The following is a 19,537-nucleotide window of genomic DNA, read 5'->3' as shown; positions in this document are numbered from 1 at the left end:
TAATTAGATAACGACACTTTCCGATCTAGGCAATGCTGCAGAAATGTGACGCCTATATTCAAGATAGACTCATATTCTAATAGAATGCCTCTTACTGAACTGTTTTATAGGCATTTTTTGTTAGCGTCTTGAGTTGAAAGAAGAAACAAAGCTGAAATATGACATCCATCCTTCGTCCTCGAGTTTGGACGCTCCAATCTCCAAAAGGGAGCGGGGGCCGGCGTTTATCGCGCCGAGACCGCCGGCGAACTGCGTTGTCCGGCGTAGTCCCCGCCGCGCCGGCTGCGCCGACCCGCCAAGGCGCGCGCGCGGCCGCAATCAGCTTCGTAGCTTCGGTTAAATTTCGCTTGTCCGGCGACAGATTTGGCGTCTTAAAAGACGCTGGCCACTCTCGACCTGCGCAGGCATGAAGCCATGACCCCCTATCTTGCGGACGAGTTCGCAGCGCATCTCGTCAACAAAAAATACGTCTCATCCGACAGCGTCGTTGCGTCCGCCTCCAAAGACTCGCGATCCGAGCCGAGCCTGAGAAAGCTTTGGGAAGCGACGGAACTTTCGGCGAACAGCTTTGCCGATGAAGTCGCGCATTTTTACGGGATGCGCAGGCTAAACCTGCCTCAACTTGTCGCAGCGACGGCTTTGGCGGATCGATTTTCGTCGCGTTTCCTGCGCGAGACGGCGGTGTTTCCTTTCGAAATGCCGAAAGGCCAGTTCAAACTCGCGGTCGCCGATCCAAGCGACCACGCCGCCGTGCGCGCGGCTGAAATTGTTCTCGGAGGCGCCGTCACAGTCGAGATCGCCTCATTTGAAGACATCGCGACCATCCTCAGCGAGCGACTTGGAACCGAAGAGGCCCCGGCGCAGGATACGAGGCGCTCGCAAGCCAGCGCCGACGACGACATCGAAAGCCTGCGGGATCTCGCAAGCGGCGCGCCGGTCGTTCGGGCCGTCAATGATCTTCTCGAAAAAGCGGTTGAGCTGCGCGCGAGCGATATCCACATAGAGCCCTTTCGCAACGGTCTTACAGTGCGCATGCGGATCGACGGATTGCTGCGCGCGGTGCCGGCCCCGGTTGACGCCTTGCCGCAAGCGCTCATCTCGCGCATAAAAATTCTCGCCGGCCTCAATATCGCCGAACGACGGCTGCCGCAGGACGGCGCCGCTCGCCAGCGCATCGGCCGCTCGGACGTCGACATTCGCGTCGCCACCATGCCGACGCAGCACGGCGAATCCGCGGTTCTCCGCTTGCTCCAGCAGGATCGCGGACTGCTCGACGTCGCAAGACTCGGACTGTCGGCGTCAGATGAAAAAACCTTGCAGCGCCTGCTTGGTCTGCCGCATGGCATGATCATCATCACCGGACCGACCGGCAGCGGAAAGACGACAACGCTCGCGACGATGCTCTCCCTTCTCAACGATCCGTCGCGGAAAATCCTGACGATCGAGGATCCCGTCGAATATGAAATACCGGGAGTCAACCAAAGCCAAGTAAAAGCAGGGATTGGCCTCACTTTCGCGACGGCGATGCGCGCATTCGTCCGCCAGGATCCCGATGTGATCATGGTTGGCGAAATACGCGACTCCGAAACTGCGAGCATCGCCGTTAACGCGGCGCTGACGGGCCATCTCGTGCTGACGACCCTACATACCGAGTCCGCTGCGGCCGCCATTCCCCGCCTGCTTGATCTCGGCGTCGAAGGCTTTTTGTTGAAATCCACGCTGCGCGCGGTCATCGCGCAGCGCCTCGTTCGCGTTCTTTGCGATCGCTGCAAGGCCAAACGGACGCTGACCGCCGAAGATATGTCGCTTGACCCGCGCTATAGCGCGCTTGGCTTCAAGGCGGGCGATGTCGTCTATGAGCCGGTGGGCTGCGAGCGATGCGGCGGCATAGGCTATCGCGGCCGTAATGGAATTTTCGAAACGCTGGAATTGAAGGGCGAGGCGTATGAACTCGTTGGTCCGCAGGCCGATGCGCACAAGATAGATCTTGCCGCGCGGAAATCCGGCATGATCACCATGGTCGAGGATGCCGTGGCCAAATGCCGCGCCGGCGTGACTTCGACCGCAGAGGTTCTTCGCGTCACGACAATCCGCTAACATAATCCAGAAGCTTCTCGACATGCCGAGCATTTGCAGATGATGAATTTTCGCTATCAGGCTCTGACCCAGACCGGCGAAATCGTGAGCGGATCGCTCGCAGCTGCGAACGCCTCTGAAGTCGCGCATCGCATTGAATACCTCGGCCTCATTCCCATCGAAACCGTCCAGGAGGACGGCAAGCGGAAGGGTTCGAAGTGGAACCTCGAATTCGCATCGAGCCCCCGCGCCGAGGACGTGACATTTTTCACCGGCGATCTCGCCCTTCTATTGAAGACCGGGGCCCGCATCAACGAAGCGCTTGATCTTGTTGCGACCGACTCCGACATCGGGCGGTTGCGGCCGACCATCGCCAAGATCACATCGACCATTCTTGGCGGCGAGAGTTTCGCGGATGCGCTGGCGCATCATCCGTCGCTGTTTTCGCAAATGTATGTGGCGCTTGTGCGAGTTGGCGAAACATCGGGCAATCTCGTTCCCGTCCTCGAAGCTCTCACCGCCGAGAGGGTGCGCTCCGAGGCGCTGCGCGCGAAAGTCAGCGAGGCGTTGCGCTATCCGGCTTTCGTTCTCTCCGCCGCCGCCGCCGTTCTGAGCTTCTTTCTCACCTTCGTGCTGCCTCAGTTCGGTGCGGTGCTGCGCGATTTCAACGCCAAACTCGATCCGATCGTGGTCGGCTTCCTGGCGCTGTCCGATTTCGCCTCGGCCAATAAGGCGGCGCTCGGGGCCGGATTCGTCGCGATCGCCGTCTCTCTTTGGCTCCTGCTGCGGCGCCCCGGCGTGCGCAGCGCGATCATGGATGCGGCCACTCACCTGCCCCTGATCAATAAAATTTTAAGCTACCATCGCACCGCCGTGTTTTGCCGCAACCTCGGCGTCCTCCTGGCGGCCGGAGTCACTCTCACGGCGACGTTGCGAATTCTCGCGGATATGATGGCGACGACCGGCCGCTCCGAGGCCTGGCGCGCGACCGTCGATCTCGTCCGCCATGGCGGCAAGCTCTCAGACGCGCTCAGCGAAACGCAGGCAATTCCGCCAATGGCGATACGCACCTTGCGGCTTGGCGAAGAATCCGGCCAATTGCCCATGCTCGCCGAACGCATCGCCAGCTATTATGAGAATAAGCTGCAACGAAGTCTCGACCGGCTGGTCGGGGTCATAGGTCCAGCGGCCATCATCGGCATCAGCATCATCGTCGGCGGCCTGATCGTTTCGATCATGACCGCGCTTATGTCGGTTAGCCAGGTAGTTGGTTGAGGAAAACAAGTAGTTGGTTGAGGGAAAATCCTCGGCAAGGAACGTGATCGGATGAACCAGGAAGCAGTCCCAACAATGAAGAAGATATATGCGTTCTTCGGCGGCATGAATAAGCGGCCGCCGCTTGCGTTCAAACGCCGCGTGGATCTCTCCCATGGCCGATCGGCCGCCCGCGGCGGCGAGGACGGCTTTACGCTGGTTGAGATGCTGGTCGTCATCACGATCATCGGCCTCATCATGGGTCTCGTTGGACCGCGAGTTCTGAACTATCTGTCCGAGTCGAAGGTCAAGGCCGCGACGATTCAGATCGAAAGTTTTGCTGGCGCTCTCGATCTTTACTTTCTCGACCTCGGCCGCTACCCGTCGACCGCTCAAGGCCTTACCGCATTGGCGCAGCGCCCCGGTGGCGCGACAGCCTGGAATGGCCCCTATCTGAAGAACGGAAGCGTCCCGAACGATCCCTGGGGCCACCCCTATCTCTATCGTGCGCCTTCGGATCACGGCCCTTATGAAATCATCTCTTTAGGTTCGGATGGGCAGGAGGGCGGAGCCGGCGTCGCCGCCGACATCAAGAGTTGGGAGCGACGGTGATTGGCGTCTCGCACACAACGGCAAGCGATGACGAAAGCGGCTTTACCCTGCTTGAGGTCATCTGCGTTCTCGCCATCGTTGCGATGCTCGCCGCCCTTATATTGCCAGCCATTCCGAGCGGCACCTCGCGCACCCGGCTTGAGGCCTATGCGGTAGCGACGGCGGCCTTGCTCAAGGCCGACCGCAACGCCGCGATGCGCCGCGCGGCGCCGGTCGAAACCGCGCTCAATTCGATCGCCGGCACGATTCGCTCCGGCTCCGGCGCAAGTATGGTGCAGTTGCCGCCCGACGTCGCCTTCCACGCCGTCCTTCCAGAGCAATGCGGCGGACGCGTCAGCGGGACGACGATTGAGTTTTTTCCGTCCGGGATGTCTTGCGGCGGAACGATCTCGCTCTCTCGCCTTGGCTCGACCCTTGAGGTCCGCGTCGCCTGGCTGACCGGAGGCGTCGAAATTGTCCCGCTCAAAACCTTCTGAGACCCAAAACTTCCTCGAACAGGAAGACGCTCGCGCCGGCTTTACTATTATCGAGGCGCTGGTCTCTCTTGCCGTCGTCGCAATTTGCCTCAGCGCAATTGGAGCGCTGATGGCCAAGAACATCCGCGGCGCAGGAAAGATCAGCCAGCACCTGGAATTGGTCGAGACCTTGCGTAAGATCGAGACCGCCCTTCCCAGCCGCAAGAGTCTTTCGACCGGGAACCTTTCGGGCGAGGTCGGCGATCAAAGGTGGTCGGTCGATGTCGAACCTTTCCCCGTCGCATCCGCCGCATCGAATCCGACCGCCAATCCTCCTCCGGAAGATTGGATGCCCCAGACCGTCATCATAACGCTGCAAAGACCCTCTGGATCCACTATCCAGCTTGCTACTCTGCGCCTGACGGCGAGGACCGCGCAATGAAACTGCGCGCCTTGACGAACCGAGCGTCGCAGCGAGAAGGCTTCACGCTTTTTGAGGCGCTCATCGCCGTCGCTTTGATGGGCTTCATCCTCTCCATTCTCGCCACCGTCATCGCGCAATGGACTCCAAGCTGGAAGGCAGGCTTCAACCGCGTGCAGCGAACCGAGCTGGTGGGTCTTGCCATTGATCGCATTGTCACGGATCTTGCGGCCGCCGAATTCATCGCGCCCATCGGAAGCGACCGGCCGCTTTTCTATGGATCGCCCTCCTCCATCACATTCGTGCGGTCGGCCATCGGCCCAAACGCCGCAACCAACGGCAAGTCGAGGGGCCTTGAGATCGTGCGATATTTCGACAGCGCCGACGAAGGCGGATTTGTCCGCGCCAGGACGCCGTTTTCGCCTGCGCCGAACGATGTCCTCAGCGACGATTTCAAATTCTCCGATGCGATTCTTCTGCTGCGCGCGCCGTTGCGGCCGTCATTCTCCTTCGCCGGAACCGATCGCGTTTGGAAAGACACATGGACCGACGCCGCATCCTTGCCCGCCGCCGTTCGCGTCAGTCTGCGCAATGAGGACACGAATGAAACGCTGACGGTTTCGACGGCGACCCTTATCCATGTGAATTCGCCCGCCTCCTGCGTCGCGACTGATAAGTCGCTATGCAACCAGCACCTCGACAAAGGCGCCGACGCGCAGCCGGACGGAGAAGGCGCAGATGCGAAGCCTCCAGGGGGACCCGGACTGTGAGGCGGCGTTTACAACCGATGTCTTTCGCACGCTCAGCCTTGCCGCAAGATCGCGGCGAGCAGGGCTTTATTATCGTCGCGGTGTTGTGGATCCTCGCCGCGCTCGCAACCTTTGCGTCGGTCTACGGGCTGTATGTCTCCAATACGGCAGTCGGATCGCGCGTCGGCGAAGAAAGGTTGCAGGCGGAAGCGTTGATATCCGCCGCGCTCGAACTCACAGCTTTTCGCCAGCTTAGCGGAACTGCCGACGATCGGCCGAGGGCGGGCGACTTCGGGTTTCAACTCGGCCGCGCGAATATTACAGTGAAGTTTCAATCCGAGGGCGCCCGCATCGATCTCAACGAGGCGCCCAAGGAATTGCTGGCGGGCCTTTTTTCAGTGCTCGGAGCAAAGCCCGCCGACGCAGCCTATTACGCCGACCGCATCATCGAATGGCGGAAAAAAGTCGGACTTCCAGGTCAGAACGCAGCTGCCGGTCAGAACGGCGCTGCGGGCCAGAACGGGGCTGCGGGTCAAAATGCGGCTCCGGGTCAGAACGGAGCTCCGGCTCAAAACGGGGCTGCGAGTCAGAACGCTAGTCCGGGCTTAAACAGCGGAGGCCAAGGTGAGAGCAAAGAGGCGGCCGCCTATAAAGATGCCGGTCTGGCCTATGGGCCGCGCCTGGGGCCGTTCCAGAATGTCGCTGAATTGGGGTTTGTGTTGGGGCTGCCGCCGGAATTGGTCGAAAGCGCGCTTCCGTTCGTGACGGTATTCAGCGGAACGCCAAAGGTCGACGTCATCGGGGCTGCGCCAGAGGTCGTCAAGGCGCTGCCGCATATCAATCCGGATATGGTCAACGTCGTTCTCCAGCAGCGCGATGCGCAAAATCCGAAAGCGATCGTGGCCATGTTGGGTCAAGCCGCCGACAATGTCTCGGTAGAAGCTCGCAAGGCGACGCGGATCGATGTCGCCATTCGCTTCGCCAACGGCCGCAAGGTGAACGCAGAAGCCGTGATTCTTCTTATGGATAAAGACCCAGAGCCCTATCGCGTCCTCGAATGGCGCGACGATTTCGATGGTTCTTTTTGACTTTGCCGATCAGGAATAAACTGACATGAGCCGCGCCGACAAGATTCTTGCTGCAACATCTCGCTGGATCGACCATGTCGCATCCGCGATCCTGACTCTTCGGGAATCGTTGCGGCCTACGCGAATGATGCGGCTGATCGAACTGAAGGATGGCTCATTCACGCTGCAAGAAATGGCGCCGCAAGAGACCTCGACTCCCAAGGCTTCGGCGTTCCAGATTCTGAAGCGGAAAAGCGCCTCGCTGCAAAAGCCCGCGCCAAAGGCGGAGGTGCAATGGACAGGCGATCCAATCCGCATCGTCGACGGGCGCATCGAGTCTGGGATTGCGGCGAAATTGGCTCCGCTCCTGTCGCGCGCTAAAGTTGAGCTCGTGCTGCAACCCAGCCGATTTATGTTTCGGCCGCTGGAGCTGCCGCGTCGCGCTTCGGACTTTCTTGAAGGAATCATCCGCGCCCAGATCGACAGGCTGACGCCGTGGACCGCGACTGATGCGGTCTTCGGCTGGCGCCCCTCCGCCGACATCGGCGACGAGAGGATGCTCGTCACGATCGCCGCGACGGCGCGGACTCTGCTCACGCCTTTCGTCGGCGCGATCGCCGGCCTTGGCGTTGAAACCGTCACGATCTCGACCATCCCTCCGGTCGCCGTTTCCGGCGAAGAGACGCTCAAGGTATTGGAACAGAAGATCGAAGGCGCGCGCGACGCGTACCGATTGAAGCGGGTCCTTGTCGGCGTCCTTCTCGCGCTCGGCGTCATTTGCGTGGCGTCGATGGCGCTTGCCTTCTTCGCGGGAGGCGAGCTCGAAGCCCAGAGGGACGACGCCAACCATCTCATCGCTCAGCGCCGCACCGCGCGGGGTCAGCCGGGACGCGAGGTCGACAGCCCAGCTGCGCTCATTCTCGAGCAGCGCAAGCACGAGACCCCGGCGAGCGTCATCGTCATCGACGCGCTATCGCAAATTCTTCCTGACGACACCTATTTGACCGAATTGCGCATTCAGGGCGACAAGGTTCAAATTGTGGGCGTCACGCGCGATCCGCCCGAATTGATCCACCTCATTGAACAAACGCCGCATTTCTCTAAAGCGACGTTTTTCGCGCCCACGACGCGGACGCCGTCCGAGTCGGGCGCGCATTTCTCCATCGAGGCGCATGTGGAGCCCGTTTTTCCCTCGCGACAGGCAAACCAATGATCAGCGCGACCTCCCTCATAAAACGTTTTGACGAGCCATACGCTTTGGCGACCTTGGGCTACCTCGCCGTCGTGCTGACTCTGCTGACCATCTCCTGGTTCGCGCTTTCGGGGCTAAAGGACGATTACGATGAGTTCTCCGTCGTCAACGCGCGTCTCGCCGCGATGGAGGGACATGGAAAATCAGGGGATCAAGCGGCCGCCGACGATTCGCCGTTTTCCGGCTCGCCTTTTCTGGACGGTCCAACAGTAACAATAGCCGGAGCCGACCTGCAGCGCCGCGTCGTCGCGGCCGTCGATAAGGTTGGCGGCAACGTGCTGTCTTCGCAAATCGATCTGCATGACGTGCGTGCGAGCGAAGGCTATGTCACGCTCTCGGCGACCTGCGAAGTCGACCAGACCGCGCTGCAACCCTTGCTCTATGATCTGGAGGCGGGAATGCCTTTTCTTTTTATTGAGCAGATTATAATCCAGGGATCGCAATCCGGCGCCCAAAAGGAGGGTGGGCGAATGCACGTTCAGATCGACGTGACAGGTCAATGGGAAGTGACCAAATGATCCGGCGCGGCGCAATTTTACTAGCGGCAGCGGTTGCTTCGCTGGCTGCTGCGGCCTTGGCGCAGTCTCCGCCAGAGTCGGACGCGTCCCGCAATGAGCTCACGCAGTCGAACTCGCAATTGAGTCATGTAAATCCCGGCCCAGCGGACGCAGCTCGTGCGGACGTGGTTCATGTCGACGCAGTTCAGGGGGACGTAAACCACCCGGATTCGGAGCCTGCCCCAGCGGCTGCTCCGTCTGCCCATTCCAAGCCGCAGCCCGAGCACGGCAATCCGCTTTGGTCGATTCCCATTGATGATTTATCGGCGACGCGCGAGCGCCCCCTCTTTTCGGTTTCCCGACGTCCGCTGCCGGTGGCTGCCCCCCAGACTGCATACGTCCCGCCGCCCCCAGTCGTCGCGCCAGCGGCGCCAGAGCGTCCGCTGATTACCCTAGTTGGAACAGTGCTTCGCGGAGAAAGAAACGTCGCAATCTTCACCGATCCAACCGGCCAGACGGCGATCCACCTTCATGTCGGCGAGGAGGACAACGGATGGGTGGTGCGTTCGGTCGGTTTACGCACGACAGTGCTCGAGAAAGACAACCAACAGGTGACGCTGACGCTGCCTGTGCCCAACCCGCAGCCAATCGGCGCAGCTCCAACGGTCTCCGATACAGCGCCAATTGAGCCGGTTGCCGGCGGAAGACGACTGTTGCGATCGCCTTCTGAGGCGCCGTAGCCCGCCGTCCCGAACACCGCGTTCTGAGCCAGTATGTAATCGCCTAGCTTTAGCGCGTAGCGCCACACGAAAAAAAACCGCGCCCTTTCGGGATCATGCCGGCTTCATTTCCAACGCATGATCTTGTCCGAAAAGTCTGCAACTTTTCGGGAGCATGCTAATGCGCAAGGCGTTCCAGAAGGTCGCGGACATGGACCTGATCGGCCTTATAATTGCCGGTCAACGTATACATCACGAGATTGACGCCGCCGCGCAAGGCCATTTCGTGCTGTCGCCGTCCGCCAGGGTTGAGCGCATAAAGACTTTCGCCATCAGCATCGCTGGCCCAGCCGGCCGCGAGATCATTCGCGGTGATGATGATCGGCGATACGCCATCGCCAGAGCGCACCGGACGCGCTTCGCCATCCGCAGGAGCTGGCGGGAGCGCCTCGATCCAGGTCGCTCCATTCGTGTAGCGGCCGACAAAACCGTCGAGAAGATAGAAGGTTTTGGTCACCACGTGATCGGGCGGCACCGGCTCCAGTTCGGGCACGTCGACCCCGTCAAGCAATTGCCGCAGCCAGCTTGCTTCCGGAGTCGGCGCCCCGCCCGGCCGCGTGGCTTCGGCATCGCGCGTGTCGAACACAATAGTCCCGCCTTGCTTCATGAAGGCGCTGATCTTGGCGATGGCCGCCTGTGGCGGCTGCGGACGCGAGGCGACGATCGGCCAATAAAGCAGCGGATAAAAGCTGAGCTCGTCGCGCGCCGGATCGACGCCGATGGGCTCGCCGGGCGTCAGAGAGGTGCGTCGCGCCAGCACGCGCGAGAGGCTGAGGAGACCCTCCCGGCTCGCCTCATCCACTTTGGCGTCGCCGCTGACGACGTAAGCAAGCCTCGTCGTCAGCGCGGAAGCAAGGTCTCGCGGCGATATCGCCTGCGCCGCCGGTTCGGCTTCAACCCGCATCGGGGCTGCGAAAAATCCGCAGCACAAAGCGACGAGCGCAAGCGCAGCGACGGCGCGGCGCGAGATGCGCAGCCCACCTGCAAGCCACTGCGAAGCCAAAGCATCGAGGCAAAACATCACAAAGGCGGCTGCAATCAAGAAAGGCGCCAAATCGATCGGTTCGCCGGCGCGCAAAGCATCAGCCCTCAATCCGATGCCCGAGAAGTCTACTTTGGCGATGGTCTCGTTCGCGCGCAACGTATTGACTGCGACAAGCGCATCCGTCGGGCCGTAGAAGCCGGGCAAATGCTCCGCATCGGCGCCGCCGTCATAGCCGATTGAGATCGGTTTGGCGCTTGCCGGCGGCGCGCCGAGCACGCCGAAACCATCGAGCGTTTTCGTCGGCGCAACGGTTCTAGCCTGATCCGCCGCCGCACTCGGATCTTTGGCCAAATCCTGTGCGGCGTCATGCGCGGTTTCTCCCGACAAGTCGACGATCTTGCGCAGCATATCGACGAAGAGGCCTGAAATCGGCAAGTTCGACCAGGTGGTGTCGGCCGTGACATGAAACAGAATGGTCATTCCCTTGCCAAGCCGCATAGCGGTCACGAGCGGCGTCCCGTCGGAGAGCTGGGCCAAGGTCTTGGCCGCCAAACCAGGGTCGGGCTCGGCCAGAACCTGACGCGTCACCGTCACTTCATTTGGAACGCCCAATCCGAAAAATGGACTCTGCCGGTTGAAAGCCGCCAGATTCTTGGGCGTATCCCAAGACATCGAGCCGCCGAGCACGCGACCGCCGCGCCGCAGCCGGACGGGAACGAGATCATCTGAGGCCGCGGCGAGCCTTGATCCGGCGAAGCGCAGAAGAATACCGCCCTCCTCGACGAAACGGCGTAATTCGTCATGCTCTGCGCCTGACACCGTGCCGACGTCGGCGAGGATCATGATCGCGACATGCTCCTCGAGCAAAGCATGGATGGGATCGGCCGTGCCTGGCCGGGCCTCGCGCACGTCCGCGAAAGGCGCCAGAGCTTTCTTCAAATAATAATTCGGCGCGAGCAAAGGCTGCGACACGTCCGCCGCCTCGCCGCTGACGAGGCCGATGGCGCGCCGGCGCCAGCGCTCGTCCAGAAGCGAAACCGCCGCCGCCGATCGTTCGTCCGAAATTTCAAGCCGGACGATCTCGTCGCGCAATTCGACCGGCAATTCAAAGCGGGCGACAGTCTCGGTTTTGGCGGCGAAGTCGAACGGCGCGGCGCCGATCGCAAGCCCTTTGACGTCAAGCGCTCGCACCTCGCCAATCTCAGGCCCGCTTGCGGCGGAGCGCAGCACGCGCGCCTCCAGGCCGCCGGCGAGATTTTGCGGCCCGGCCAACGCTCTGACGGCCTCGGCGTCAGCGACAAGCGAGAGTTGGTTCGAGAGCGCCGCGAGCTTTTCCGCGAACTCGCGGGCGTGGCCAGCCTCAATGCCGTCCGCGATCCAGACAATGGACGGTTCGGGATGCGCCGCGATGAACCGTTCTATCGCGCCCAAAACCGGGAGACGATCTGGAACATACGGCGCCGGCTTGATCGCGCGTAACCGCTCCAGCGCCTTGCCCGCGTCAACCGGCGTGATCGCGCGCGGTCCATCCGAGGTCGCGACAATAGCAATGGGTTGCGAACGCCGTCCCGCCGCATCGATCCGTTGCGCGGCGGCTTTCAGTCTACGCTCCCAGGCTGGAGCCGCTGGCCAGCCATCATCCAGCACAATCAGCAAAGGCCCCGCCCCCGCCGCGAGCGGCGTCGGGTTCAATACGGGGCCCGCCATCGCGAAGATGATGCAAGCGGCGATGGCGAGGCGCAGAGCCAGAAGCCACCAGGGCGTCCGGCGGGGCGTTTGGCTGGTCGGGAGAAGATCGAGAAAAAGCCGCAGCGGCGGAAATGGCACCTGTCGCGGGTGCGGCGGCGTAACCCGCAGCAGGAAATAGAGCAGCGGCAGGCCGACAAGAGCGCAGAGCGCCAAAGGTACGGTAAAGGCGAGCGGGATGCCCAACATCACAGCGCCAATCCTGCTGCGGCATTATGAAGATTGGCTTCAAGTTGCATCCGCAGCGAAAGCAAAGCCTCCGACGCCGGCCGGTCGGTGCGATGCAGCATGACGGTCCAGCCCCGACTCCGCGCGGCGGACCTGATCGAATCGCGATGGGAATTGAGCCGGCGAATATAATCGGCGCGGAAGGTTTCGGCCTGACCAACGCGCAAACGCGCGGGCGAGTCGACGTCAATGAATTCGGTATGGCCCGCGAAAGGAAAGGTCTCCTCGACCGGGTCGACGATCATGACGAGATGGCCCCGCGCGCCGCGCGCGCTGACGGACTCGATCATCTTGGCGATCTGACTGGGATCGCTGAGGAAATCGCCGATCACAACGGCCTGCATATTGCGGGCGAGACTAGCAGATGGCGGCAATTCGATCGGCTCGTATCCGGGGCTGCGCTCCTCGCTGAGCAAAACCTCGCCGAAGCGCTCGACGATATTGCGCGCCGCAAGCGGCGGCGTGAGGCCGAGCAGCCCGACGCGTTCGCCGCCGCGCATCAAGAGATCGGCGACGGCAAGGCCAAGGACGAGGGCGCGATCGATCTTCGGCTGCAAGGCCAGCTTCGAGGCAAAGCGCATGGAGGCCGAACGATCGATCCAGATCATCACTGTGTGCGCTGCTTCCCACTCCCGCTCGCGCACATAAAGCCTTTCGTCGCGGGCGGAGCGGCGCCAATCGATCCGGCCTCTCGCCTCGCCAGTGACGAAGGGCCTAAATTGCCAGAATGTTTCGCCAGCGCCAGCGCGCTTGCGCCCATGCACGCCATGCATGACGCTGGCCGCAACCTCGCGCGCGGCGACGAGCAGGCTCGGGAACCGCCGCGCCAGCGAAAGCGCATCATCCTGATGGCGCCCGCTGACCCGACTATCAATCTGATCGAGCAGCCGAACCTGCGACATCGTCAGCCAATCCGCCCGGTCAGCTGCGTGATGAGACCCGTGACTGTTTCGCCTTCCGCCCGCGCCGAAAAAGTCAATGCCATGCGGTGCTTCAATACGGGGACGGCAAGCGCTGCGACATCATCGAGCGACGGCGACAAGCGGCCGCCAAGCAGCGCGCGGGCTCTCGTCGCCAGCATCAACGCCTGCGCGGCGCGCGGCCCCGGGCCCCAGGACACGTGCTGCGTAATGGCGGGATCGCCTTCGCCTGGACGCGCCGAACGAACAACGTCGAGAATGGCTTCGATGATGCTATCGCCGATCGGAATCCGGCGCACCAACCGCTGCATCGCCATCAACTCCTCAGCGCTCATCACGCGCTTTGGCGCGACCTGATCGTCGCCCGTGGTTTCGATGAGGATGCGCCGCTCCGCCGCGCGATCGGGATAGGTGACGTCGATCTGCATCAAAAAGCGGTCAAGCTGGGCCTCGGGGAGCGGATAGGTTCCTTCCTGCTCCAGCGGATTTTGCGTCGCCAGCACGTGGAAAGGCTGCGGCAGATCATGGCGCTCCCCAGCGACGGAAACATGATATTCTTGCATCGCCTGAAGCAAGGCAGATTGCGTGCGCGGGCTCGCCCGGTTGATCTCGTCGGCCATCAGCAATTGCGCGAAGATCGGCCCCGGAACGAAACGGAAGCTGCGCCGCCGGTCGGCCGCCTCCTCCAGCACTTCGGAGCCGAGAATATCGGCCGGCATCAAGTCCGGCGTGAACTGCACGCGGCGGGCATTGAGGCCAAGCACGGTTCCTAAAGTCTCGACGAGTTTGGTTTTGGCGAGGCCGGGCACCCCAACGAGGAGACCGTGGCCTCCCGATAAAAGCGTGACCAAAGCCTCCTCGACGACCTGCGTCTGGCCGAAGATCGTGGTTTCAATTGCCGCTCGCGCGGCGGCGATCCGCTCCAGCGCCGTCTCGGCTGTGCGCGCCATGGCGGCTTCGAAGGAAGCCGTAATAGGTTCCGGCATAAGATTGCGCCCTTTCGGCTTTCCGCCGCCAACAAAGCAATTTTGCTTTGTTCATAGCCTGTTAGATGGTCCACCCAAATCGGATTGTCGATCAGAATGGGTCAGAATCTCCGCGATTTGGCTCTTTTTGATGGCCTGAGCGCCATGCGCCGAGGAAACTTCAATTGATTTTACTCAGGATTCCGAGACAAAACGAACTCGAAAATTTTACCCGGAGCATAATCAAGAAAAGCTGACGCCCTACCCTTCTATGCACACGCTGCGAAGGTCTCAGCGTCGCGCCGTTTCGGACGGAATAGATTGTCGCCTGCGTCGCTTCAGCCGAGATTTATTCATATTTCACATTTGCCGCTCTATTGGTGATGCGCCGCTAGCTACAGAGGATCGCGCCGCCCCGGCGCAGAATGGCTGGCGAGATAAAGGCCACCCAAGAAACCTTACGACCTGAAAGGGCGGATAGAGCCATGACCGCAATACACCTCGCCATCGATCTAACCCGACCCCTGCCGCGATGGCATGTCTATGGGCGATGGATCGCTATTCTTTTCGCTGGCGGCTGGTTCTTGACGGGGTTGCTTTACGCCTACGCCGGCATCGCCGTCCCGGTCGCATTCGACCCAAGGGTGACGGCCTCGCCCGAAGCCCTCGCCAAATATTTCGGGGCTCTCGAACAGGGCGCGCTGTTCTATTTGCTGGCTTTTGCTTGTTTCGCCGCGGCCGACTTCGCGCTTCTGCTTCTTGGCGTGGTGCTTCGGCAGCTCGTCGGCCCCGGCGACATCCGCGGCGAGTTAATGCGGACTTGTATGGTCATCGCCATGGCTTTCGGAATTCTCGTCGATGTAATGTTGTTCAGTCATTGGCTGATCATCAGCCGCCTTGGAACGGCTCTCGCGCCCGCCGCCCAAGCCGGATTGTGGACAGCATTCTTGGAAATCCAGACTTTCGGCGTGTGGCTGTCCGTGGCGGGTTATGTGATCGGGGCGCTGGGACTTCTGCTTCTGGCCACGGCGACAATCGAGGTTCCAGCACTCCGCCGTTGGGCGCTCATGACCTTTGCTTTCGCTTTCTTCATTCTGCTTGAGGTGGCGGCCATCGTCTTCGACGTCGCTGCTTCGAACAGCGGCATCGCCACCGGCTTGTTGTTCCTACTTTTAACTGTCGTGGTCGCTCCGATTTGGGCGCTTTGGCTGGCGCGTCTTTTGGGCCGGCCGTTGCCCGCCATCTAAACCCCGCCGCTCACTGGATGCTTTCAGCGCGGCAAGTCGCCTTTCGTCGATGATTGATCAATCGAACTCCTACGTTGGCCATAAGCATTTAATATGGCCGCGCGCTATAAGAACAACGCGAATAAGGATAGGCGCAAACGCAGAAGAAGACTGAGATGGGCGGCGTTGACGACTGGAATCCGCCTTTTTGCGGCGACATCGACATGAGGATCGCCCGCGACGGAGTCTGGTTTTACCAAGGCACGCCAATCGCACGGCCCGCCCTTGTTCGGCTGTTCTCGACAATCCTGCGCAAGGACCCCGAGCGCTATGTTCTCGTGACGCCAGCCGAACGCGTCGGCATCATCGTGGAGGACGCGCCCTTCATCGCCGTGGAAATGGAGGCGGCGGGAGAAGGATCAACGCAAACTCTGCGGTTTCGCACAAATGTCGACGATTGGGTGAGCGTCGACGCGAAACACCCGCTGCGCTTCGAGCGCGGCGCTGAAAACGGCGTGAAGCCCTATGTTCTTGTGCGTGGAAAGCTTTGGGCGCTCCTCAAACGCAGTCTGCTGATCGATCTCATTGCGCTCTGCGAAATCAAGGCGCATGACGGCACGCAGCGTTTCGGCGTATTTTCAGCCGGCGCATTTTTTCCGCTGGCGGATGCGGACGAGATTGAGACCATCGAGACAAACATTTGAATATCAATAATAATGAGCGTTTCCATCCATCAAGCGTCTTCGCACAAATCAACCGACGGCTGAGCTTTGCGCTGACTCCGCAGAGCGAGGATCATATCCTGAGCGATCAGGCGTTGGGAGACGACATATTGGATGGCCTCCCTACCGCGTTCGCTCTTGCCGCCGGCGCGCGGGCGGCTGCGGTGCTCGTCGGGCTTGTCGCCTACCCCCAAGAGATCCGGATTATTTTCACTCAGAGGGCGGCGAACCTGCGCGTTCATCCCGGCCAGATCTCGTTTCCCGGCGGCAAGATCGAGGCGCAGGACGAAAGCCCCGCCGCCGCCGCGGTGCGGGAGGCCTTCGAGGAAATCGGCCTGCCGCCCGGCCGCGTCGAGCCGCTCGGCTATCTCGACCCTTATGTCACCGGCACCGGCTTTCGCATCATCCCGGTCGTCGCCAAGGTGGCGCCCGGCTTTGTCCCGACCCTCGATCCGGGCGAGGTCGAGGATATGTTCGAAGCGCCTTTCGCTTTTCTCATGGACGCCGCCAACCATAAGCTCGGCGCGCGGGAAATTGAGGGCCGGATGCGCCAATTCTATGCGATGCCCTACGGCGAGCGCTACATTTGGGGCGTCACCGCCGGCATACTGCGCAATCTCTACGAAAGGCTGTACTCTTAATGTGGCGCATCATCCTCGAGCCGGCGCTGCTGTTCGGCTCTCCATTCGTCGCCTATGTGATCTATCTCATCCTGCGCCAAAGATATCCTTTTGCGGTGGACCACTGGACCCGCAGCGACGTCGCGACCTTGGTTCTGGCTGGGCTTTTCACGACGGTCGTCGGCGTCTTCGCTTTTGGCCTTTTCTCGCCGCGACATCAGGGCACCTATGTCCCCGCCCATATCGAAAACGGCAGGCTGACGCCGGGACAGCTGCAATGAGCAAGGCGACTTCCGAACCTTCGGGGGTAAAAGCGCCAGACGCGCTGGCTCCCCTGCTGCAAAACCCATCCCTCAAACACATCTTCGCCGCCATCGACCGCGATGGCGAAGAAACCCGCATCGTCGGCGGCGCCTTGCGCAACGCCCTGCTCGGCCGCGACGTTCACGAAATTGATCTCGCCACCACGGCGCCGCCTGATCTGATTGTGCAGCGCGCGCGCGCCGCGGGCCTTCGCTCGATTCCAACCGGCATATCGCATGGCACTGTAACCCTCCTCGTCGAAGGCGAGCCTTTTGAAGTGACGAGCCTGCGCGAAGACATCGAGACGGACGGACGCCACGCGAGCGTTCGCTTTGGCCGCGATTTCAGGACCGACGCTCTGCGGCGGGATTTCACCATGAACGCGTTGTTTCTGGCGCAGGACGGCCGTCTTTTCGATTATGTCGGCGGCCTTGACGACATTGCCGCGAAGAAACTGCGCTTCATCGGCGAACCGGCGCGGCGCATCCGCGAGGACTATCTGCGCATCCTGCGCTTTTTCCGCTTTTCGGCTGATTTCGGCGAAGGTCCGCTTGATTCAGCCGGGCTTCTCGCGGCGATGCGCGAACGAGAGGGGCTGGCGCGGCTTTCGCGCGAAAGAGTGCGGGCGGAGCTTTTGAAGTTTCTTGTTGCGCGGCGCGCCGTCGAGGTCGCGCAAGAGATGACCGACGCCGGGCTGCTCGGCCCGCTGCTCGCCTCGGCGCCCAACCCTGCCCGGCTTCGGCGCGTGGCGGCGAATATCGCAGGCGGCCGTCCGGACGCCCTCATGAGCCTCGCGGCGCTTTCTCTCAATCTGCCCGAGGACGCCGAGCGCCTCGCCCAGCGCCTGCGCCTTTCCAACGCGGAACATCAACGCCTCGAGCGCGCCGCGGTGGCGCTGACCTCCTTGCACGGCCGCTACGAGGCCCCAGGGCAAGATGAATTGCGCCGCTTGCTTTTTCTGCATGGGCGGCAGGCTGCGCAGGACGCGCTTCTGCTTGCGGAAGCGGATGCGGGCAGTGCGGCGCCATGGATAAATGCGAGAGTTTTTCTTCAGGAGGCGCCGGAGCCGCGTTTACCGTTTGCCGGCGTGGATCTGCTGTCGCGCGGCCTCGTCAGCAGCAAGGCCGTCGGTGAGGTTTTGAATGATCTGAAGGATCGCTGGATCAAAGCGGGCTTTCCGGACGATCCTGATCAGTTGGCGCGGATGCTCGACGAAGCGATCGAGCGCGCGCGTTGACCCCTTGCTGATGACGCGACCGATGGTCGGCTAGCCGCCGGTGGCGCGTTGCGCCGGCTGCAAGCTCCCGCCAAACCATTAACCCTGTCGCCAGTCTTCCAGCAACTAGAAGGCCAAAGTCTTGTTAAGATTGGGTCCAGGTTTTAGTCCGCGGTCCGCCGCGCTATAATGACGGCTGGGCGGTCGGGAGTTGCGCAATGAGCGCGGACCACAAGACACCATCGGACATAGCGCGCCGCCTCGCCAGACGGGCGCGCGCGCGAGCTGATCAAGACGCCCGACCGGAAGCTTGGCGGCGCGAGACGTTCAATTTGCCGCGGGGCGAGGCGCGCGACAAAGCCCGCGAGTGGTTCGACAAGTTTCCGAAGGCAGCCTATATGACCGAAATTGAATCCTGGCGCGAACTCGCCGGCGACAGGATCGAATTCACCATGCGGCGGCTGCCGACCGCCGATTAGAGCAGATCGATTTAAATCGCTTTGAGCAGTTGAATGACCTCCTCGTCCGAGGTCTGTTTGAAGTCGGCGTAATGCAGGCCCACGGCCGAAAATGGTTCGGGCGTGCTGAGGCAGACGATCTCGTCGGCCTCCAGCCGCAGCGCATCGAGCGTATCGCGCGGGGCCACCGGAACCGCCAACACGATGCGCTTGGCCCCCGCGCGGCGAAGCGCTTTCAAAGCGGCTCGAATTGTGCCGCCAGTCGCGATCCCATCGTCAACGACGATCACGAAGCGTCCCTTTATCGGCGCAGCCCGGCGCTGACCAAGGTACAGCCGCCGCCGCCGTTCGATCTCCTGAAATTGCCGCTGCGCTTCGGCCTCGACGTACCCCGGCGGGGGATGGACGATGCGCATCGCTTCCTCATTCATCACAATTTGCGGGTCGCTGCCGTCGACCACGGCGCCGAGCCCTAATTCTTCGTGTCCCGGCGCGCCGATCTTGCGGACGATCAGCAGATCAAGCGTCGCATGCAGCGCCTTGGCGACCTCGAAGGCAACCGGCACGCCCCCCCGCGGCAGCGCTAAGATCACGGGGCTCGATCGAGCGAATTTCGCCAATGCGCGCGCGAGGCGACGCCCAGCCTCCCGACGATCCGAAAACGTCGCGACCTTGTTGGACATATTTCGCCTCCCTTCCGCCGGAGGGCGGGGACGCGCCCGGAACCAGTCACTCGTATCGCAAACGATCCGGTCCGGTTTTTCGCCGAGTCGCTTGCGCGCGAGCGCATCTTACGGCTGCCCCCTCATCCAGATGATTTGGGCTATCGAGGCTTCCGGCGCAGCGTCCCTCATCGAAATTCGCGTACAGCTATGGACCGGCGGCGTGAGTTTCAGCTATCCTACGCTCGACGTCATTTTGGCCCGCGTCAGGGATGATTAAGAAGACAGATTAGCGGCAATAGCTCCGAAGCTTTTTAGCCCCTA

At 61.6% G+C, this 19,537-nt stretch carries 21 protein-coding genes; 17 read left to right on the top strand and 4 right to left on the bottom strand.

Annotated elements, in window-relative coordinates:
• The first annotated feature begins 414 nt into the window (after positions 1-414).
• Genes WDN46_11980 through WDN46_11935 form a run of 10 tightly spaced genes read left to right on the top strand, consistent with a single transcriptional unit; the run spans position 415 to position 9,123 of the window.
• Positions 415-2,097, top strand: a complete 1,683-nt coding sequence (locus tag WDN46_11980) for a GspE/PulE family protein (protein MEJ0094124.1) — start codon at positions 415-417, stop codon at positions 2,095-2,097.
• A 39-nt stretch (positions 2,098-2,136) separates the two neighbouring features.
• A complete protein-coding gene (locus WDN46_11975) occupies positions 2,137-3,351 on the top strand; it encodes a type II secretion system F family protein (GenBank protein MEJ0094123.1) in 1,215 nt (404 codons plus the stop codon).
• Between the two features lie 51 nt (positions 3,352-3,402).
• The gene (gspG, locus tag WDN46_11970) at positions 3,403-3,942 is read left to right on the top strand and encodes a type II secretion system major pseudopilin GspG (GenBank protein MEJ0094122.1); all 540 of its coding nucleotides are present in this window, start codon (positions 3,403-3,405) and stop codon (positions 3,940-3,942) included.
• Positions 3,939-4,418, top strand: a complete 480-nt coding sequence (locus WDN46_11965) for a prepilin-type N-terminal cleavage/methylation domain-containing protein (GenBank protein ID MEJ0094121.1) — start codon at positions 3,939-3,941, stop codon at positions 4,416-4,418. The genes gspG and WDN46_11965 overlap by 4 nt, the downstream gene beginning before the upstream one ends.
• Entirely contained in the window at positions 4,396-4,839 is a 444-nt protein-coding gene (locus WDN46_11960; GenBank protein ID MEJ0094120.1) for a prepilin-type N-terminal cleavage/methylation domain-containing protein, read from the top strand. Before WDN46_11965 ends, WDN46_11960 begins: the two co-directional genes overlap by 23 nt.
• Positions 4,836-5,588, top strand: coding sequence for a prepilin-type N-terminal cleavage/methylation domain-containing protein (locus WDN46_11955; protein MEJ0094119.1), 753 nt, complete (start codon positions 4,836-4,838; stop codon positions 5,586-5,588). Before WDN46_11960 ends, WDN46_11955 begins: the two co-directional genes overlap by 4 nt.
• Before the next feature lie 38 nt (positions 5,589-5,626).
• A complete protein-coding gene (locus WDN46_11950) occupies positions 5,627-6,655 on the top strand; it encodes a type II secretion system protein GspK (GenBank protein MEJ0094118.1) in 1,029 nt (342 codons plus the stop codon).
• A 25-nt stretch (positions 6,656-6,680) separates the two neighbouring features.
• Entirely contained in the window at positions 6,681-7,847 is a 1,167-nt protein-coding gene (locus tag WDN46_11945; protein MEJ0094117.1) for a PilN domain-containing protein, read from the top strand.
• Entirely contained in the window at positions 7,844-8,404 is a 561-nt protein-coding gene (gspM, locus tag WDN46_11940) for a type II secretion system protein GspM (GenBank protein MEJ0094116.1), read from the top strand. The genes WDN46_11945 and gspM overlap by 4 nt, the downstream gene beginning before the upstream one ends.
• Positions 8,401-9,123, top strand: coding sequence for a hypothetical protein (locus tag WDN46_11935; GenBank protein ID MEJ0094115.1), 723 nt, complete (start codon positions 8,401-8,403; stop codon positions 9,121-9,123). The genes gspM and WDN46_11935 overlap by 4 nt, the downstream gene beginning before the upstream one ends.
• A 157-nt stretch (positions 9,124-9,280) precedes the next feature.
• Here the strand turns inward: WDN46_11935 and WDN46_11930 are convergent, their stop codons facing one another.
• From WDN46_11930 to WDN46_11920, 3 genes are read right to left on the bottom strand one after another with little or no spacing between them, the layout of a single operon-like run.
• Positions 9,281-12,082: a DUF4159 domain-containing protein gene (locus tag WDN46_11930; GenBank protein MEJ0094114.1), complete on the bottom strand. Its 2,802-nt coding sequence runs from the start codon at positions 12,080-12,082 to the stop codon at positions 9,281-9,283.
• Entirely contained in the window at positions 12,082-13,023 is a 942-nt protein-coding gene (locus WDN46_11925; GenBank protein MEJ0094113.1) for a DUF58 domain-containing protein, read from the bottom strand. Before WDN46_11925 ends, WDN46_11930 begins: the two co-directional genes overlap by 1 nt.
• 2 nt (positions 13,024-13,025) lie before the next feature.
• The gene (locus tag WDN46_11920) at positions 13,026-14,027 is read right to left on the bottom strand and encodes a MoxR family ATPase (protein ID MEJ0094112.1); all 1,002 of its coding nucleotides are present in this window, start codon (positions 14,025-14,027) and stop codon (positions 13,026-13,028) included.
• A gap of 464 nt (positions 14,028-14,491) precedes the next feature.
• On the opposite strand from WDN46_11920, the gene WDN46_11915 reads away from it, so the two are divergent.
• The 6 genes from WDN46_11915 (at position 14,492) to WDN46_11890 (ending at position 18,572) form a co-directional block, all read left to right on the top strand.
• The gene (locus tag WDN46_11915; protein MEJ0094111.1) at positions 14,492-15,253 is read left to right on the top strand and encodes a hypothetical protein; all 762 of its coding nucleotides are present in this window, start codon (positions 14,492-14,494) and stop codon (positions 15,251-15,253) included.
• A gap of 155 nt (positions 15,254-15,408) precedes the next feature.
• Positions 15,409-15,936, top strand: coding sequence for a DUF1285 domain-containing protein (locus tag WDN46_11910; GenBank protein ID MEJ0094110.1), 528 nt, complete (start codon positions 15,409-15,411; stop codon positions 15,934-15,936).
• Positions 15,933-16,595 (top strand): CoA pyrophosphatase, encoded by a 663-nt coding sequence (locus WDN46_11905; protein MEJ0094109.1) that lies wholly within the window; start codon positions 15,933-15,935, stop codon positions 16,593-16,595. Before WDN46_11910 ends, WDN46_11905 begins: the two co-directional genes overlap by 4 nt.
• Complete coding sequence (locus tag WDN46_11900; protein ID MEJ0094108.1) at positions 16,595-16,855, top strand: DUF6111 family protein; 261 nt, start codon at positions 16,595-16,597, stop codon at positions 16,853-16,855. Before WDN46_11905 ends, WDN46_11900 begins: the two co-directional genes overlap by 1 nt.
• Positions 16,852-18,114 carry a CCA tRNA nucleotidyltransferase gene (locus WDN46_11895; GenBank protein MEJ0094107.1) on the top strand — a complete coding sequence of 421 codons (1,263 nt, stop codon included), beginning with the start codon at positions 16,852-16,854 and terminating at the stop codon, positions 18,112-18,114. Before WDN46_11900 ends, WDN46_11895 begins: the two co-directional genes overlap by 4 nt.
• Before the next feature lie 197 nt (positions 18,115-18,311).
• Complete coding sequence (locus WDN46_11890) at positions 18,312-18,572, top strand: hypothetical protein (GenBank protein ID MEJ0094106.1); 261 nt, start codon at positions 18,312-18,314, stop codon at positions 18,570-18,572.
• A gap of 11 nt (positions 18,573-18,583) precedes the next feature.
• Here WDN46_11890 and WDN46_11885 read toward each other — a convergent pair whose 3' ends face one another.
• Complete coding sequence (locus WDN46_11885) at positions 18,584-19,234, bottom strand: phosphoribosyltransferase (protein ID MEJ0094105.1); 651 nt, start codon at positions 19,232-19,234, stop codon at positions 18,584-18,586.
• Positions 19,235-19,325: 91 nt separating this feature from the next.
• On the opposite strand from WDN46_11885, the gene WDN46_11880 reads away from it, so the two are divergent.
• On the top strand, positions 19,326-19,493 hold the full coding sequence (locus WDN46_11880) for a hypothetical protein (protein MEJ0094104.1): 168 nt from the start codon (positions 19,326-19,328) through the stop codon (positions 19,491-19,493).
• Positions 19,494-19,537: the final 44 nt, after the last annotated feature.

The organism is Methylocella sp. (assembly GCA_037200525.1).
Classification (GTDB): Bacteria; Pseudomonadota; Alphaproteobacteria; order Rhizobiales; family Beijerinckiaceae; genus Methylocapsa.
Note: the sequence above shows the minus strand (reverse complement) of the source record. Positions and strands in the feature narration are given on the sequence as shown.

Excerpts from the sequence above, each read along its gene's own strand:
- WDN46_11885 (MEJ0094105.1), bottom strand. The coding sequence starts at position 19,234 with ATGTCCAACAAGGTCGCGACGTTTTCGGATCGTCGGGAGGCTGGGCGT.
- gspG (MEJ0094122.1), top strand. The coding sequence starts at position 3,403 with ATGAACCAGGAAGCAGTCCCAACAATGAAGAAGATATATGCGTTCTTC.
- WDN46_11890 (MEJ0094106.1), top strand. The coding sequence starts at position 18,312 with ATGAGCGCGGACCACAAGACACCATCGGACATAGCGCGCCGCCTCGCC.
- WDN46_11935 (MEJ0094115.1), top strand. The coding sequence starts at position 8,401 with ATGATCCGGCGCGGCGCAATTTTACTAGCGGCAGCGGTTGCTTCGCTG.
- WDN46_11910 (MEJ0094110.1), top strand. The coding sequence starts at position 15,409 with ATGGGCGGCGTTGACGACTGGAATCCGCCTTTTTGCGGCGACATCGAC.
- WDN46_11900 (MEJ0094108.1), top strand. The coding sequence starts at position 16,595 with ATGTGGCGCATCATCCTCGAGCCGGCGCTGCTGTTCGGCTCTCCATTC.
- WDN46_11920 (MEJ0094112.1), bottom strand. The coding sequence starts at position 14,027 with ATGCCGGAACCTATTACGGCTTCCTTCGAAGCCGCCATGGCGCGCACA.
- WDN46_11930 (MEJ0094114.1), bottom strand. The coding sequence starts at position 12,082 with ATGTTGGGCATCCCGCTCGCCTTTACCGTACCTTTGGCGCTCTGCGCT.
- WDN46_11915 (MEJ0094111.1), top strand. The coding sequence starts at position 14,492 with ATGACCGCAATACACCTCGCCATCGATCTAACCCGACCCCTGCCGCGA.
- WDN46_11980 (MEJ0094124.1), top strand. The coding sequence starts at position 415 with ATGACCCCCTATCTTGCGGACGAGTTCGCAGCGCATCTCGTCAACAAA.
- WDN46_11975 (MEJ0094123.1), top strand. The coding sequence starts at position 2,137 with ATGATGAATTTTCGCTATCAGGCTCTGACCCAGACCGGCGAAATCGTG.
- WDN46_11895 (MEJ0094107.1), top strand. The coding sequence starts at position 16,852 with ATGAGCAAGGCGACTTCCGAACCTTCGGGGGTAAAAGCGCCAGACGCG.
- gspM (MEJ0094116.1), top strand. The coding sequence starts at position 7,844 with ATGATCAGCGCGACCTCCCTCATAAAACGTTTTGACGAGCCATACGCT.
- WDN46_11925 (MEJ0094113.1), bottom strand. The coding sequence starts at position 13,023 with ATGTCGCAGGTTCGGCTGCTCGATCAGATTGATAGTCGGGTCAGCGGG.
- WDN46_11945 (MEJ0094117.1), top strand. The coding sequence starts at position 6,681 with ATGAGCCGCGCCGACAAGATTCTTGCTGCAACATCTCGCTGGATCGAC.
- WDN46_11955 (MEJ0094119.1), top strand. The coding sequence starts at position 4,836 with ATGAAACTGCGCGCCTTGACGAACCGAGCGTCGCAGCGAGAAGGCTTC.